The sequence below is a fragment of the Thalassotalea sp. 1_MG-2023 genome (assembly GCF_030546745.1).
Classification (GTDB): Bacteria; Pseudomonadota; Gammaproteobacteria; order Enterobacterales; family Alteromonadaceae; genus Thalassotalea_C.
In genome coordinates, this window is record NZ_JAUOPD010000029.1 from 1 (window position 1) to 15,289 (window position 15,289).

The 15,289-nt window shown below is 36.7% G+C and carries 16 protein-coding genes and 1 pseudogene; 12 read left to right on the forward strand and 5 right to left on the reverse strand.

The features are described from left to right. Nucleotides 1–685: 685 nt before the first annotated feature. Both Q4489_RS16010 and Q4489_RS16015 read left to right on the forward strand, forming a co-directional pair. Nucleotides 686–868: pseudogene (locus Q4489_RS16010) on the forward strand (NAD(P)/FAD-dependent oxidoreductase); the annotation flags it as partial. 188 nt (nt 869–1,056) lie between these two features. Beyond that, nucleotides 1,057–1,494: an MgtC/SapB family protein gene (locus Q4489_RS16015; RefSeq protein ID WP_303482264.1), complete on the forward strand. Its 438-nt coding sequence runs from the start codon at nt 1,057–1,059 to the stop codon at nt 1,492–1,494. A gap of 3 nt (nt 1,495–1,497) precedes the next feature. Here the strand turns inward: Q4489_RS16015 and Q4489_RS16020 are convergent, their stop codons facing one another. Then, nucleotides 1,498–1,653 (reverse strand): DUF2986 domain-containing protein, encoded by a 156-nt coding sequence (locus Q4489_RS16020; protein WP_303482267.1) that lies wholly within the window; start codon nt 1,651–1,653, stop codon nt 1,498–1,500. 146 nt (nt 1,654–1,799) lie between these two features. Here Q4489_RS16020 and Q4489_RS16025 point away from each other — a divergent pair, with 146 nt between their 5' ends. The 5 genes from Q4489_RS16025 to Q4489_RS16045 all read left to right on the forward strand — a co-directional run bounded on the left by Q4489_RS16025 (nt 1,800) and on the right by Q4489_RS16045 (nt 5,743). Continuing rightward, on the forward strand, nt 1,800–2,030 hold the full coding sequence (locus Q4489_RS16025) for a glutaredoxin family protein (protein WP_303482270.1): 231 nt from the start codon (nt 1,800–1,802) through the stop codon (nt 2,028–2,030). An 82-nt stretch (nt 2,031–2,112) separates the two neighbouring features. Next, complete coding sequence (locus Q4489_RS16030) at nt 2,113–2,274, forward strand: hypothetical protein (RefSeq protein WP_303482273.1); 162 nt, start codon at nt 2,113–2,115, stop codon at nt 2,272–2,274. Between the two features lie 56 nt (nt 2,275–2,330). Then, nucleotides 2,331–3,671 (forward strand): sigma-54 dependent transcriptional regulator, encoded by a 1,341-nt coding sequence (locus Q4489_RS16035; protein ID WP_303482276.1) that lies wholly within the window; start codon nt 2,331–2,333, stop codon nt 3,669–3,671. 1 nt (nt 3,672) lies between these two features. Further along, nucleotides 3,673–4,926 carry a PAS domain-containing sensor histidine kinase gene (locus Q4489_RS16040; protein WP_303482279.1) on the forward strand — a complete coding sequence of 418 codons (1,254 nt, stop codon included), beginning with the start codon at nt 3,673–3,675 and terminating at the stop codon, nt 4,924–4,926. A gap of 346 nt (nt 4,927–5,272) precedes the next feature. Continuing rightward, nucleotides 5,273–5,743 (forward strand): cytochrome c, encoded by a 471-nt coding sequence (locus Q4489_RS16045; RefSeq protein ID WP_303482282.1) that lies wholly within the window; start codon nt 5,273–5,275, stop codon nt 5,741–5,743. 86 nt (nt 5,744–5,829) lie between these two features. Here Q4489_RS16045 and Q4489_RS16050 read toward each other — a convergent pair whose 3' ends face one another. Further along, nucleotides 5,830–6,498, reverse strand: a complete 669-nt coding sequence (locus Q4489_RS16050; protein WP_303482285.1) for a cytochrome b/b6 domain-containing protein — start codon at nt 6,496–6,498, stop codon at nt 5,830–5,832. Nucleotides 6,499–6,714: 216 nt separating this feature from the next. Between Q4489_RS16050 and Q4489_RS16055 the strand changes: the two genes are divergently transcribed. Genes Q4489_RS16055 through Q4489_RS16065 form a run of 3 tightly spaced genes read left to right on the forward strand, consistent with a single transcriptional unit; the run spans nt 6,715 to nt 11,103 of the window. Beyond that, entirely contained in the window at nt 6,715–7,959 is a 1,245-nt protein-coding gene (locus tag Q4489_RS16055) for an efflux RND transporter periplasmic adaptor subunit (protein WP_303482287.1), read from the forward strand. Between the two features lie 9 nt (nt 7,960–7,968). Beyond that, nucleotides 7,969–8,673, forward strand: coding sequence for an ABC transporter ATP-binding protein (locus tag Q4489_RS16060; protein WP_303482290.1), 705 nt, complete (start codon nt 7,969–7,971; stop codon nt 8,671–8,673). A gap of 24 nt (nt 8,674–8,697) precedes the next feature. After that, nucleotides 8,698–11,103 carry an ABC transporter permease gene (locus Q4489_RS16065; RefSeq protein ID WP_303482293.1) on the forward strand — a complete coding sequence of 802 codons (2,406 nt, stop codon included), beginning with the start codon at nt 8,698–8,700 and terminating at the stop codon, nt 11,101–11,103. 110 nt (nt 11,104–11,213) lie between these two features. On the opposite strand, the gene Q4489_RS16070 is transcribed toward Q4489_RS16065, so the two are convergent. Continuing rightward, nucleotides 11,214–11,642: a hypothetical protein gene (locus tag Q4489_RS16070; RefSeq protein ID WP_303482296.1), complete on the reverse strand. Its 429-nt coding sequence runs from the start codon at nt 11,640–11,642 to the stop codon at nt 11,214–11,216. Nucleotides 11,643–11,711: 69 nt separating this feature from the next. Beyond that, the gene (locus tag Q4489_RS16075; protein ID WP_303482298.1) at nt 11,712–13,553 is read right to left on the reverse strand and encodes a M61 family metallopeptidase; all 1,842 of its coding nucleotides are present in this window, start codon (nt 13,551–13,553) and stop codon (nt 11,712–11,714) included. Nucleotides 13,554–13,768: 215 nt separating this feature from the next. On the opposite strand from Q4489_RS16075, the gene Q4489_RS16080 reads away from it, so the two are divergent. Together Q4489_RS16080 and Q4489_RS16085 are read left to right on the forward strand one after the other, a co-directional pair. Further along, nucleotides 13,769–14,530, forward strand: a complete 762-nt coding sequence (locus tag Q4489_RS16080) for an AraC family transcriptional regulator (RefSeq protein WP_303482301.1) — start codon at nt 13,769–13,771, stop codon at nt 14,528–14,530. 23 nt (nt 14,531–14,553) lie between these two features. Continuing rightward, nucleotides 14,554–14,979, forward strand: coding sequence for a nuclear transport factor 2 family protein (locus tag Q4489_RS16085; RefSeq protein WP_303482304.1), 426 nt, complete (start codon nt 14,554–14,556; stop codon nt 14,977–14,979). Nucleotides 14,980–15,040: 61 nt separating this feature from the next. Here Q4489_RS16085 and Q4489_RS16090 read toward each other — a convergent pair whose 3' ends face one another. Beyond that, nucleotides 15,041–15,247: a cysteine-rich CWC family protein gene (locus Q4489_RS16090; protein WP_303482307.1), complete on the reverse strand. Its 207-nt coding sequence runs from the start codon at nt 15,245–15,247 to the stop codon at nt 15,041–15,043. Nucleotides 15,248–15,289: the final 42 nt, after the last annotated feature.

The window sequence follows — 15,289 nt, forward strand, 5'->3', positions numbered from 1 at the left end:
TTGTCATATTAATACCTAATCAGTTGCGGTGATTCTATCACCTCTAATTAGATGGCCAAATTTATTGTGCCACTACAATCTCAGGTTCAAAAAAATTACCTACATTATCAGAATGTAAACTCTTTTGGATTTGGCCACAATATTCAGACTCAACCTATGAATTACCCATAAAAGAAGAAGATGGGTGCACCTTATATACAAAGGGAGTACTAGACAACATAATAGCAAAATCTTCAGAGTCAGGTATGTTAATAGAAAGAGTTCAACTTGATTCCTTAATTTGACAGAAAAGTACGTTCATAAAATGCACAATAACATCAGTAGGTTATGGTTTATAGATGTGCTGGACACCAACCTTGATTGATTATCCTTTTGACTGGTAAGTTAGCCGCTACAAAGATTGTTAACGTTATGGTATTCGCATGACCTAAAGTGTACTGTGGAGAGGATACTAACAATTTCAATCAATCCTCAGCTGTTTCTCTATACCTGTCGTTAAAATTATAATTAGGTTTGCTCTATATGTGGGTATGAATCGACGAGCCTATTATTGTAATGGTAAACTAAAAGTATTCATTCATTTAGCTAATTAGATGTTCTAATTATTGCAATCTCCGTCTCTTTCAAATCTAAATATAATAAACATTAATCGAGCAAATATTGATAACTTTATCAATGCGTTCGGAAAACCGCAGAAGTTACTCTTGGCGGCGTTGCCACTGATGAATTATCGTCAAAAACCTATGAAAGCAACAAAGTAAAAAACCTGTACTTTATTGGTGAAGTAATTGACGTTACTGGCTGGCTCGGAGGCTATAATTTTCAGGCATGCTGGAGCCAAGGTGTGGCATGCGGACAAGCGGTATAGTTTTGTGTAATGACAACTCGGTTAGGCGAAAACAGCTTGGAAGAGATAAAAATGACAGTAAGTAATCATTAAACTTGATAATGCTGAAATATATTGCACGCAAGTAAACAATTTAACGTAATTCACAATTGACAGCTCGCCCATAAACGTTATATCAATATAATAACAGACTGATATAAGGCTAAAAAATGTTTGGAATTGACTTAGATGTTAATTTAATTATGTTTAACTTTATGCAAATGGGCATTGCATTTGTATTATCCTTACCGATAGCACTAAATCGTGAATTAAATGATCGAGGCGCAGGGTTACGTACTTTTCCTTTAGTTACGATTGCATCTTGTGCATTTATGCTTGTCGGTATGAGTGTTTACGAAGGCTCTGATGCAGAAGCTCGCGTGATGTACGCTATCATTACCGGTATGGGTTTTATCGGTGGTGGTGCAATTTTCAAAAATAATGATGGGGTAAAAGGTACAGCAACGGCCGCAGGTTTATGGAATACTGGCGCCATTGGTGTTTCAGTGGCTTATAGTCGTTATGAAATCGCGATTGTTTTATCTACTATTGGCTTTTTAATTTTTCAATTCTCAGCCGCAATGAAGCCCAAGAAAAAAATAAGTTAGCACTTACGCTTTCAATTCATCTACTGTATTTTCAGCTAGTGCTTGTTTCTCTCGTTCCGCTTTAGAAATATATTTTGGCTTATTGCTCTTTTGTTTCTTCGCATTTGCTTTTTTCTGTTTTGCAAGCAATGTTGATTTTACTTTTTTCTTTCTGTTCATATAATACCGCCTCTTGTTAGCCTCGCTATTATAGCAATTGCTTACAAGTAAACGTAGTTGTGTTGCTAGTTTTCATTTAACTTGTTACTACCAAATGTTAATCACTTATAATTAACGGCAAACTCTTTCATAAAATACCGGTTGATATGAAAAAAATTACTCTTTACACCATGAAAAATTGCCCGCATTGTAAAACGGCACAGCAATACTTAGATAAACGTAATTTGCCCTATCGTTTATGCAATGTTAAAACGCCATCAGGTCAGAAAGAGCTTGCAAGACTTGGTTATAGAGCAGTTCCTGTTTTAAAAATAGGTGATGCTATTTTAAATGGTTTTTCGATTAAACAATTTGAACGCATGTTAAAAAATGAATAACCATAAAATCGATTGACGATAAGTAACATCTCAACACCCAAAGGTTGAGTCCACTGTCAACGCTCTTGTAAGCTATTTTGTTATGAAAAGTTTTGTATTGTCAGTTTATATTCAGCATCCTGTACAATGGTATCGTTTTCTCATTTATGATCAGCATTTATCTAAGTTATCGCGTATTAATATTTTCACTAAATGGTTAAAAAACGAGTTAATCAATAACCCCAACAATACGCATTTATCGTAATATTTGGCTCGACAATTGCTGTAATTTTATTGAACAAAGACATATTTAGGTAACTCATGGTAGAAATTTTAGTAGTAGATGATAGAGCTGACATTCGATTAAGTCTTGTTGTACTTCTAGAGCAACATGGCTATTCGGTTAAAGAGGCTGACAGCCCACAACAGGCACAAGTATCATTAAAAGAACATGATATCGCTTTAATTTTACTCGATATGAATTTCAATTTAGACACAACCTCTGGCGATGAAGGATTACAATTCTTAAATTGGATGCAACAAAGCAACATTAACTTACCAGTAATCGCCATGACAGCCTGGAGCAATGTTGATTTAGTGGTACAAGCAATGCGATTAGGTGCTACAGATTTCATCGACAAACCTTGGAAAAACCGTCAACTGCTCAATGCCATTAAACAACAACTATCACTACAAGTATTAAGTAAAGAAAACGCGGGCTTTAAACAGCAGCGTAACGACAAGCAGCATCACCAATATCAGTGGCAGTCTTCATGTATGTTGCAACTTTTTGATGAACTTGGAACTGTTGCCGCCACCAATGCTAATATTTTACTCACTGGGGAAAATGGCACGGGTAAAAGCGAACTTGCCCAATGGATTCACAATCATTCAGAGCAACGCGATGCACCGATGGTATCAGTCAATATGGGTGCTATTTCAAGCAATTTATTTGAAAGTGAAATGTTTGGCCACATTAAAGGTGCGTTTACTGATGCTAAAGCGAATCGTTTGGGTCGATTTGAATTAGCTGAAAATAGCACACTATTCCTTGACGAGATAGCTAACACTCCGATAGAGCAACAAGCCAAAATATTGCGCGTTTTAGAATCAGGAGAATATGAAGTGTTAGGCAGTAGCAAAACTAAGTTTGCTAAATGCCGCATCATTAGTGCGACAAATGCTGAGTTTTCAACGCTTATCCAACAAGAAAAGTTTCGTGAAGATTTATACTACCGTTTAAACACTATTGAATTGCGTGTTCCATCACTTAAAGAAAGAAGTGTCGATATTGTGTCACTCAGTCGATATTACATTGCCGGCTTCTGTCATAAATACAAAAAAACACACTGTGAGCTTTCAACTTCCGCTGAAAACGCATTGGTTAATTATCACTGGCCTGGTAATTTACGTGAACTTAGCCACCTAATAGAACGCGCGGTTTTGTTAAATAAAACCGGTGTGATAGATGATACCGAGTTACGTTTAACGGCAACCGCGCCAACAACAGAGCTTCCGTTAATGACCTTAAAAGAAGCTGAAATTTCTCTAATAAATAAAGCGCTTTCGCAAACAGACGGGAATATACCCAAAGCCGCTGTATTAATAGGTTTAACTAAATCTTCAATGTACCGTCGCATTGAAAAATACGGATTAAATTAATATGCGTTCATTAGAAAGTTTTCTTACCTTACGTATTCTTTTACTTGCATTACCGGGTGCTATATTTATTTGGCTTTATCTCAATAAGCTTGAATTGCTTTGGCATTGGCATGCCATAGCATTATTTTGCTATGTGCTATTTACCGCCTTGTTAACAGTTACGATAAAATTCCAAGTGTTTCGTTCATATAATCGAGCTACCTTGCACCTTGATGCCATCAAACAAGAAGATTTTAATCAATTTGCAAAATCACCTTTTCCTGAAGGGAAAGTTAAACAGTTTCATCAACACCTCAGCCAATTAAGCACAACGCTTCAAGCCAATAAATCACGTAATGATCAACATATTTTTTTAGTCTACAAATTAATTTCCGAATTAACCTCACCGATCCTTGTTTTTAATCAAAAGCAACAATTAACCTTTGCTAACGATGCTTTCCAACAACTCTATAACCAGCCTTGGCAAATGCAGCGGCTCTCAACTCCCCAACTACTTGATTTAAGTTTCCAAGGCAACCATTGGGTGTTCAACAAAGCTGTATCTAAATGGCAAATTAAACATAGCGAATTTATCGACAACGAAGAACAATATTTATTACTCGTTTTTATCGACATTGAATCTGCACTTCGCGAGAACCAGTTAAAAGCCTGGCAACAAATCATACGTGTATTAAGCCACGAGATCAGAAATTCATTAACACCAGTTTCATCGATGGCAGAAACTCTCGCCGAGAAAGCATTAGTTGATAGAGATAAACAAATATTATCTGTTATTACCGATCGCTGCTCGCACCTACAAAGCTTTGTTGACCGATATTCTACAATTTCTAAACAAATAGAGCTTAAAAGAAGTGACGTCAGTATTGACTATCTTACTAACCTTTTACACAAACTTTTCGCAAGCAAGCATGTCTCTCTAGAGAGTTCATTAGAAACCATTTGGGTCGATATTAGTTTTTTTGAACAAGTGCTTATTAATTTAACTAAGAACGCATTTGAAGCAAATGCCTCAACAGTTAAAATTAACATTGATGAAGTTGATCACCATATCATCATTGAAGTGGTAGATGATGGACATGGCTTTAATAATTTAGATAATTTATTCGTACCGCTATACACAACAAAACCTGACGGCCAAGGTATCGGCTTAAGCTTTTGTAGAAATATTATCGAACAACATGACGGCGTCATAGAATTGCACAATAATACAAATAAAGGTGTTACCGTAATGATTATTCTGCCTGTTAAAAAATAATGTAAACTAACAAGCAAGCTGGTTCGATTATGGGATAAAAAAGTTCGTTTTCGAACTTTAAATTCACAACCATATAATTTTAAAGTTTATTTTTAAAATCCCTATCAACCCAAGAGTGTTTAATCGTTAACCAACCACAAGCCAAATTATCGTTGAACACGTTAATTTGAAAAATTCTTAACAACAATTAAAATATTATAAATTTATAAAAAATACCATTAAGAGCATATACTAACATTAATTTTTCGCTAACTTGCAGATCCTTTAGGATGAAAAGACTAGGCATATCGTCGCAAATCGTTAAGATAGAAAGGGAAATAAATATATTCATGCGTAAGGGCATATCATGAAACTAATGACAAAAATAACAGTATTAAGTGCGTTAACTTTATCGGTATTATCGGTAAATGCGCAGGTAGCAAAATCTGAAAAGCAAGCGAATCGCGCGGCTGAAACCCGCCAAGCCGTGTTTAAGTTATTGGGCGCAAATATGTCTCCTTTGGGCGCAATGGCTAAAGGCAAAATTGCATTCAACGCAGAGACAGTTAAAAAGCACGCAACAAGAATTAATCAATTATCATTAATGATTAACGATCATACTAGCTTAGATACTTCTGGTTTCGATGTAACAACAGAAGCATTAGATAAGGTATGGAAAGACCGCGCAGGATTTGAGAAAGCGATAGAAAAATTAACCAAAAATTCAGCGCAGTTAATAACAGTTTCAACATCAGGTGACGAAGGTGCTATCAAGAAAGCCATTAGCGGAGTAGGAAAAAGTTGTGGCGGCTGTCACGATAACTTCAAAATGGATTAATCACACCATACATGACCATCTAACCGTATGTATAACATAGGTTAGATGGTCGGTTAACACTCTAAAATATTCTTTTCATACAGAACTTAGTAATAAAACTCTTCCATTACTGGGGCATTTAACACCACAAGCCAATAAATAAAAAAACCAACAGCTGCTGCAGTAACGATAAATGTAATAATTTTAGAATGTGGGATCCCGTCGTTTTCGTTAACATCCTTTTGTGATTTCTTACCTGTTAACATCGGTTTTATTAAATCTTTCTTTTTTACCACTCGATAATAAGCGATAGCGACGATATGTAATGCTGAGGCAATCAATATAAAATCAAAACCGTTATGATGGATAGTATTCATGATTTTTTCGAGCTCACTACTTAATACACCGTAATAAGGCCCCGAAGAAAAAACATCATCATCAATAAATAACCCTGATGTAGCCTGTAATCCGATAAGCACTAACATTAAGATGATCATTAGCGCACCTAAAGGGTTATGACCTGGTGGTTCTCGCTTTTCTAACAGGAATTTCTTTAATCGAGAAGGTGTTGGAAAAAATGCGATAAATCTAGCGTGTCGTGTCCCTACAATTCCCCAAACGATTCTAAAAACAATTAAACTAAGCGCAAAATAACCACATTTGATGTGATTTTCGATTAAACCATTCTCAGATGTATACCATAGGGCCAATAAAGTACCCACTAGCAACCAATGAAAAAGTCGAATGGGTAAATCCCAAATTAAATATTGCTTCATATCTGCCCTCAATAACATTCACTAAATCATAGTGCAGTTAAAAATGTGAAAGGGCAATATTATAAATCAGTCTGATTTTGAAATTAAGTCGTCCGATTTCGAACTATTTTGCTTTCGTTATTCGAAAAACCCGCTTTATACCACTGTTTATACGCGTATTTTGTTTGGCACAGTTTTAGCTATGTAAGGTGAGATTCAATTTTTTATAGTTAAATTATGGATGTTGTAAAACAAAAACCTTTTCATAACAAATCAATAAAACGAATGGTCTTCAGCGTTATCGTTTTACTTGGCTTGGTATCAATTTATCTAATTAAACAAAATGTAAACCAAGTTTCTTTAAATAAAAAGGATTTAGTTATCGCTCAAGTAACCCAAGGCGATCTAAAAGTAACAGTGGATGGTTACGGCAAACTCATTTCTCATAAACAAGAGTTAATCACCTCGTTAACTCGTGCAACAGTGAAACAAATCGTGTTGAAACCAGGTGCCGTCGTTGAGAAAGGTAGCTTAATTGTCAAACTTGAAAACCCTGAACTCGGCTATCAACTTTCTAGCGCGCAGCAACAACTTGTGAGCTTACAAGCGAACTCTCGACAATTAGCGCTTAACCAACAAAGAGAAGTGATCGCAGAACAATCAAAGATCGCCGAATATTCTGCAAAACTCGAATCAGCAAGTTTAAAAAGAGAAGCAGAAGAAAAGCTATTTGAACAAGGTATCGTTTCTGGCCTTAAATTTCGAGAATCTCAGCTTAATGAAAAACAATTAAAAACAAAAATTAAACTAGCTAATCAAAGCTTAGAACACTTACAAAACGTACATCAGGAAGCTTTGCTGATTCAACAAGAGCGTATCAACCAACAATTAAATACGGTAAAGAATGCCCAAGATCGCTTAGATGCACTAAATGTGGTTGCCAAGTTTGATGGCATTTTGCAGAGATTGCCGATAAGTCTTGGTCAAAGTATTAACCCTGGACAAGAAATAGCACTAATAGGCAGCACTAGCGACTTAATTGCAGAAATACACGTACCACAATCACAAGCTAACGCAATTCGTATAGGTCAACAAGTAGAAATAGACACCCGTCAATCTATCTTATTAGGAAAAGTATCGCGTATTGACCCAATAGTACAAAATAACTCGGTTTTAATTGATGTCGCTTTTACTCAATCTCTTGATAACAACATGCGCCCTGAACAAAACGTTGATGCAGAAATCATTACTGATACTTTATCAAATGTCGCTTATATCGAACGACCAGCTAATATTCAGGCTAAAAGCCAACAAGCAATGTATCGATTAGAAAAAGGTAGTAACAGGGCAACACGTGTTGAAATTACCTTTGGTCAAAAAACGTCACGCTACGTTGCCATCATGAAAGGTGCGGCACCTGGCGACAGCTTTATATTAACCGATTTAACCAACTACCAAGCCTCAGAAATTGCATTAAATTAAGGACCCCACATGAACGAAATACTGAAACTAGAACAGATAACAAAGGTATTTGAAACTGAAGAGTTAGAAACGCACGCTTTATCTGGCATTAGTTTAACCATACATCAAGGAGAATACGTATCAATTTCTGGACCTTCAGGGTGTGGTAAATCAACCTTGTTATCCATTATGGGGCTATTAGATTTTGCAACGGAAGGTCAATATTTTATTGAAGGTCAAGATGCTACCTCGTTAACACTCAATCAAGCTGCAACCGTTAGAAACGAAAAAATTGGCTTTATATTTCAATCATTTAACTTAATCGATGAGTTAAGTGTTTTTGACAACGTCGCTTTACCCTTACGCTATCACAGCCAAAAATTTAACGGTAAAGAGATAGAAAAACGTGTAGTCACCCGCTTAGAACAAGTTGGCCTATCACATCGAATCAGTCATAAACCAAACCAATTGTCAGGTGGTCAACAACAACGTGTTGCCATTGCTCGAGCTTTAATCGCCAACCCCAGTATTTTATTAGTCGATGAACCAACCGGAAACCTTGATTCAAAAGCAGGTGATCAAGTGATGGACTTACTTGAAGAGTTGAATAATCAAGGCACAACGATTTGTATGGTGACGCATGATCCAAGATATGCAGATATGGCAAAAATAAAAATACAATTACTTGACGGTAAGGTATTACACGCCCCTGCAACAAAGCCTCTATTTAATTAAAACTAACTCAATAAGGGTTCTGTGATGAAATTATTTCTATTTCACCTGACATTAGCACTTAAAAACCTTAAACATAATAAAAGCTATGGCTTTGCTGTTATTTCCACTTTGGCGTTAACCTTAGGCGCATTAATTTGTGCGCTCACATTAACATTTGTCATGCTATACAAACCTTTGCCTTATCCTGATCAGCAGCAATTAACCTATGTGGAACACCAACTGATCAATAATGAACAAAAAATCGATGGGCGGGCATTTACCTATCCAAACCTAATGCATTTATATGAAAATCATGGCACTTTTTCTGACGTTGCCATGCAATACCTCGACGCTAATATAATAACGTCAGAACCTTCTAAGCCATTTGTAGAAATATCCTATGTAACACCCGAATGGTTCGACATTTTTGCTGCAAAAATGCAGTTAGGTCGCCGTTTTGAACAAAGTGAAAAACTTAACAGCTATAATCCCGTTGCTATTTTAAGTCATCAAACATGGCAAGATATGTTTGGTGCGCGTGAGGATATTATTGGCTACAGTATTAGTTTTGGCGGTAAGTCGTTTGAAGTGATTGGTGTGTTAGCAGCTGAATTTAACGAGCTTAATTTAGCCGCACCTGGGCTAAAATCCGCAATGTTTATTCCTTGGGACTTCAATTCTGTGTCAGATGCAGAAAGGGTTCGTTGGGGTAATGACGACGGCTCACTAACCTTTGTTGGAAAGTTACCAACGAGCATAAGCCATACGCAAGCATCACAGCGTTTATCACAGTTAATTAATGATAATTGGCGATTAAATATTGCAGAGCATAACTTTTTCGATAATTGGTCAATAAATATCGTTACAACTCCATTGAGTGAACTATTAATTCAAGATAACGAGCAGCTACTATTCTTACTGGTACTTGGTACATTAGGGCTAGCCATTATCGCTATTGCGAACATTGCAAACCTTTATCTTGCACGTACTGTTGAACAACAACATACCCTAGCCATAAACGCTGCTGTTGGTGCACCAGCATCAGGCATAATTTCAATGGTCGTAGCCGAAGCAGTTATTTTACTAACAATAGCGTTGATACTAAGTCTTTTAGTGGCTGAGCTGGGTTTTAGTTTAATGCAAACTTACCTTGATAGCTATTTACCTCGCGCTGCTGAGTTAAGCTTAAACATGTTTTCTGTGGGTGTTGCACTCGCTATATTATTTTTACTTATCCTACTCTTTATTGCACTTAATTTACGCATAACCAATTATCGTCAGTTGGTTACCAGTTTAAGAAGTAGCGGTAAAGGTACAAAAGTACAAGTATCAAAAAAAATGCGTGACATTTTGATCACTAGCCAAGTAACAATCGCGATTTTCCTCATTTTTGCCAATGGTCTTTTATTGCTCGATGCTTACAAGGTAATGAAGAAACCCTTAGGATATCAAACTGACAATATTCACTCATTAGTCATGGCGTTACCAAATGCTAACCAAGGAATGAGAGAAGACACAATGCAAAGCCTAATTCGTGAAATTATGGCACACCCGAGTGTAGCAGCTGTTAGCCAGTCTCATCGACCATCGGCCTTTTACACGTTAGCGTTTACCGAGCAACAATCCGGACGAAAATATTCCGAGCGTGCCAAAGATATTGATGAAAATTACTTTGCTTTAGTTGGCCAACCCATAATTGCGGGAGAAAACGTAGAAAACAAACATCGTAATGATGAACTTCGCGGCATCGTAGTAAATGAACAATTAGCACGTAAAATGTCGCCCGACGGTGACGTGATTGGACTAAAAATCAACAATTCATCTTATGTTTCAGGTATTGTAAAAAGTATCATAGTACCCGGACAAAAAGCGCCCGAACCTAGATTCTACTTTTTGTCTCAAGCTTCACGTAATATCTTATTGATTAAGACTAAGCCAAATCAAACATTGTCACGTGATGCCATTTTAGCCATAGCATCTGACATAAGTCCGCAACTGAATATCTTTAGTTATCATCCAATTGAACATTATAAAGATACTCGCTTATTTGCCAGTAAAACGACAACCATCACAACCTTAACACTTATTGTTGTTACCTTACTATTATGTTCAATTGGTCTTTATGGCATCTTAAAATATAACAGTGAAATGCGACGTTTTGAAATAGGTACACGTATTGCGATAGGTGCTAAAGCACGTGACATCATCAAATTGGTCTGTGGCGAAAACATCAAACCACTCATCTTAGGTATCGTTATCAACTTGCTCATCATAAGCACAGGTTTTTATATTTATAGTGAACAACTCAATGAATATATTAACCAACAACTTATATGGATTTTCCTCATTAGCCTGATAACTGTTAGCGCTTTTGTGCTAGTCGCCAGCTATTTACCAGTGAGAAAGTACATAAATCAACCTGCAATATTTTGTCTAAGAGGCGATGATTAATGCAGAATTCATCAAGTAATTTTAGGTTTTGGCTCAAATAGAATTAACGCCTGCAATATACGACTAATGCGGTGCTTGTAAACGAGTATAAGCACCGCATTGACATGACATTAACTGAGCCATGGAAAAAGTCGATGCAATAGCCCGCTTTGTTTTTCATTTATTTCGTCAACAGAGATGTTGTGCTCTAACACTTTTAGCCTTAACGAGTAGGTGCCTCCATGCCCCCATGGCCACCAAAATGCAACTATCGCAGGTGATTCTTCTTGATTAGGAATTAACAATAATTTTTGTTTTTTTCCTACACGTGCCAAATCTTTTAATTCATTCTTTAACACTTTAGGTAGTTTTTTCGCAGCTTTATGATCCCATTGAAACGGGAATATAGGTACAAGCTTCTCAAACACATTATCAGATTTGTTTTGCGCAAATTCACTCAACATTACCCCATAACGATCTTCATATTTCCATATAATATTATCACCCAACCTTGTGCGTAGCTCAGCGGTTAAATGCTCGATTTGCTTTTGTGTATACACCTTGTTTACCTTTTTACGAAAAAAGGCTCTACCTGAGCCTTTTTAATTATCATCCTGAACAGTAAAAAACTAAATACCAGCCTCTGCTACTTGTTCATCCTTTTTGTCTTCACCAAGCCAAGCGGTTTTAAATTCAGCTTGTTGATCTGTAATATCATCATCTTGTACTGATACTTCAATCGCCGGATCAGCAATAAATGTGATCGATTTTTTCACCGTTTCACCACGCTGAATATATTCAATAGTGGTGGTATCGCCAGGCTTAAATTGCGCAAGTGCTTTATTCCAAAGTTTTTGTGAGCGAATTGTTCTTCGGCCTAGTTTTACGATTTGATCACCATAGTCCACACCCGCTTTATATAAAGGAGAGTTAACTAACATAGTATTGCTTACCATGGCATCTTTACCTACGAAGTTAAAGTTAACTTTACCAAGAAACGCACTTTCAACATCTTTTTGCTCAATCGTGAAGCCAGCCGATGACAATAATGCAGAAAAATCGACTTTTGTGCGGCCATAAATATGCTCAGCAAAAAACTTATCGGCAAATTGTTGATCACCCGTTACTTTACCTAAGGTTAAGCGGGCATCGTCGCGAGTATACGGTGTTTCTGTTTTGCCAAAGTCATTCCATAGTTGTTTCATATAATCATCTAATGACTTACCCGGAAACGATGTACGAATCATAAGATCTAACGCTAAGCCCATTGCTCTACCATAGGTATAATAACTAAAGTAATTATTGCTGTAGTTAGTCCGATCGACAGATACGCCAGCATCCACAAATGTTGCCATTTGACTTGCCCCTTCCGGTGACAAATATAAACGTCCGCGCTGGTAATATGCTTGGTTAACAATGCTGCTTAAGTGCGTTAAAAACTTCTCTTCATTCCACTCATTAGCGCGCTTTATCAATAACTTGTCATAGTATGTCGTAAAGCCTTCAGCAAGCCATAAATTTGATGTCATGTTTGCACCAATAAAGTTAAAAGGCTCAAGCTCTGCTGGACGAATACGCTCAACATTCCATGCATGAAAAAATTCATGAGATAAGGTGCCTAACTGACTAAATTCAGCTTCATCTAACGACGTAGCATTAGTTAATATAGTAGAATTTCTATGTTCCATACCGTCACCTTTTGCATGCGGTAGGTAACAAGCTATAAAGGTGTATTCACCATAATCAAATTTTGGTAGTTCACCGAATACTTTTATTTGTTCAGCGACAACCGCTTTTGCCATATCGGCAAATTTATCAAGATCTTCATTGGTGCCGTTGTGATGAACCGCTAGATGAATTGTTTGACTCTCGCCATTTGACTCTACTTGCCAAGAACGTACTTGGTGGTCACTCAACTCTACTGGACTATCAAGAAAATAAGCTAAATTGGGTGCTGTAAACGCATAACTACCCTTACCTTTTGGTAATTGCGTTGCTACTTTCCATCGAGGATTAAACGGCGTAAATTCTATGTTGATAGCACGGTCTTCATGACCTGTAGCCCACACAAAAGTAGCTGGCATATTTAAATGAGCATGCGTTCTATCAATTTGAGAATATGTACCGTCGGCTCTATCACCAAATAATGTATAAGTTAACGTTACCTCGCCATCGTGGCCTTCTATATTCCATTGATAGGGGTTAACACGTTTAATATTGACTGGTTGCCCTACACTATTCACTGCAGAGACGTTATACACATTTTTGATAAATTCATGCATTGCGTATCGTCCAGGTGAGGCACGACTCATTTGCACTTCTAATACTTGATTTTCAACTCCAGTGAATGTCGCGCTAATTTGTGCTTCATGATGTACGGCATTGTCGAATGACACTTGATAGAAGGTTTCACCGTTAGCAAAGCATGTGTGGGTAAACATTGCCAAGCTCAGCATTAAAATCTTTTTCATGATTTGTTCCATTAGTTATTTTTCTCTGTTATCACAAACTAATCTAAATCATCTGTAATAACGGGTCGTTAGGATTGTATACACTTTAACAAAACTTGTCTGGACTTTTAGTAACTTTTTCACCTAACCCGCTTGCTTTGTCTTCTTGCTTTATTGATGAAAATAAACAACACTAATTGTCATATTAAGATCATTATCGACTTAGTGTGGATATTATGACAAAACATATTCAGAAAAGTAATGCTGTTTATAGTGTTAAACACTTAAACATCCCCGCCCAAGCTGGGGTTGAGTTTTATCAACATCCGCAAAGCCAGTTTTTGTTTATAACGTCTGGCGTACTTGCTGTCATTACTAAATCTGGTCGTTATATTATACCCGCATGTCATGGCATTTTAATTCCAGCAAACATTAGGCATGAATTACTCGCCAAAACTGATGTCACATTAACAACGGTATATATAACGGACGAAACCTTTGAGGCTACCATCAACCAACCTTTTGTCGCGCATGCATCAACATTTTTCAAAGCATTAATGGATGAGCTGCTAGCCATACCCTCACCTGATAAGCAAACCCATGTACATCATCGACTTATTCATGTTTTCCAAGATTATTTACCGCAATTAATCAAACGCGATACGTTTTTACCTTACCCACAAGATGAACGTTTAATTGCAATCATTGAAAAGTTACAAAAATACCCTTCCATGAAAAGTGATCTATTATCATGGGGTAAGTTTGTTCAAACTTCAGCAAGAACATTAACTAGAAACTTTAAAAAAGAAACAGGATTAACCTATAGCCAGTGGCGACAAAGGTTAAATATACAGGTAGCAATCAAGCATTTAGCGCAAAAAGATGAAATCGCCAGTATAGCGGCATTGTTGGGCTATCAATCTAGTTCGTCATTTATTTATATGTTTAGACAACAGGTTGGTATTTCGCCTAAACAATTCTTAAAATCTTTGACGTAAAATTAACAACATAAATGGATAAAATGATGAAAATAATCATACTATGTACACTACTGATGAGTTTTCAAGCCTTTAGTGGCACACAATACTTTGGAGACACATCACAAAAAGAAGCGGTAGAAAAAGCGGTTAATTATTATCTCGATGGAAGTAAGCTTGGCGACCCCGATATTGTCGCAAAAGCGTTTCACCCAGATGCAAAAATTCAAGGAGTAACCGACGGAAAACACAATGTTTACCCATTAAAAACCTTTTTAGGTTTTTTTAGTAAAGATAAGCCCGGTAAACATACGACAAGTATTGTCACTGTAGATATTGAAAATTCAGCTGCTTCGGTACGAGCTGAGTGGGATATGGGCACTTGGAAATATATAGACTATTTATCATTGTTAAAACATAACGGTGAATGGAAAATCGTCAATAAAATATATACGGTGGTGCAAAAGTAATCTTTTTATCAACACTACATAACGTATACAACTGACAAAGTAGCAGATAAAACTAACGGTATTATTTCACTTGCTGTGCTAAATCTACATGATATTTTTCAACACATTTAGCACAGATACATACTTTATTTTTTTTATTCTTTGGCACATTTGCTAATAGTGCTTTAGGTATGTTAGTGCTTACACACCAACATGGTTCTTTTCCATCGACATCGCAGCGATTGTGCTGCTGACATAACGGACAAATACTCAGGCTCCCTTCTAACATAATTGCTCCACTTGATCTTTTTAACGCTATTTTTGTAAATAT

What these genes read in the sequence shown, in the direction of transcription:
- Q4489_RS16090 (WP_303482307.1), bottom strand. Translation starts at nt 15,247, where the DNA reads ATGTTAGAAGGGAGCCTGAGTATTTGTCCGTTATGTCAGCAGCACAAT.
- Q4489_RS16065 (WP_303482293.1), top strand. Translation starts at nt 8,698, where the DNA reads ATGAAATTATTTCTATTTCACCTGACATTAGCACTTAAAAACCTTAAA.
- Q4489_RS16040 (WP_303482279.1), top strand. Translation starts at nt 3,673, where the DNA reads ATGCGTTCATTAGAAAGTTTTCTTACCTTACGTATTCTTTTACTTGCA.
- Q4489_RS16080 (WP_303482301.1), top strand. Translation starts at nt 13,769, where the DNA reads ATGACAAAACATATTCAGAAAAGTAATGCTGTTTATAGTGTTAAACAC.
- Q4489_RS16060 (WP_303482290.1), top strand. Translation starts at nt 7,969, where the DNA reads ATGAACGAAATACTGAAACTAGAACAGATAACAAAGGTATTTGAAACT.
- Q4489_RS16020 (WP_303482267.1), bottom strand. Translation starts at nt 1,653, where the DNA reads ATGAACAGAAAGAAAAAAGTAAAATCAACATTGCTTGCAAAACAGAAA.
- Q4489_RS16025 (WP_303482270.1), top strand. Translation starts at nt 1,800, where the DNA reads ATGAAAAAAATTACTCTTTACACCATGAAAAATTGCCCGCATTGTAAA.
- Q4489_RS16035 (WP_303482276.1), top strand. Translation starts at nt 2,331, where the DNA reads ATGGTAGAAATTTTAGTAGTAGATGATAGAGCTGACATTCGATTAAGT.
- Q4489_RS16045 (WP_303482282.1), top strand. Translation starts at nt 5,273, where the DNA reads ATGAAACTAATGACAAAAATAACAGTATTAAGTGCGTTAACTTTATCG.
- Q4489_RS16050 (WP_303482285.1), bottom strand. Translation starts at nt 6,498, where the DNA reads ATGAAGCAATATTTAATTTGGGATTTACCCATTCGACTTTTTCATTGG.
- Q4489_RS16075 (WP_303482298.1), bottom strand. Translation starts at nt 13,553, where the DNA reads ATGAAAAAGATTTTAATGCTGAGCTTGGCAATGTTTACCCACACATGC.
- Q4489_RS16085 (WP_303482304.1), top strand. Translation starts at nt 14,554, where the DNA reads ATGATGAAAATAATCATACTATGTACACTACTGATGAGTTTTCAAGCC.
- Q4489_RS16015 (WP_303482264.1), top strand. Translation starts at nt 1,057, where the DNA reads ATGTTTGGAATTGACTTAGATGTTAATTTAATTATGTTTAACTTTATG.
- Q4489_RS16030 (WP_303482273.1), top strand. Translation starts at nt 2,113, where the DNA reads ATGAAAAGTTTTGTATTGTCAGTTTATATTCAGCATCCTGTACAATGG.
- Q4489_RS16055 (WP_303482287.1), top strand. Translation starts at nt 6,715, where the DNA reads ATGGATGTTGTAAAACAAAAACCTTTTCATAACAAATCAATAAAACGA.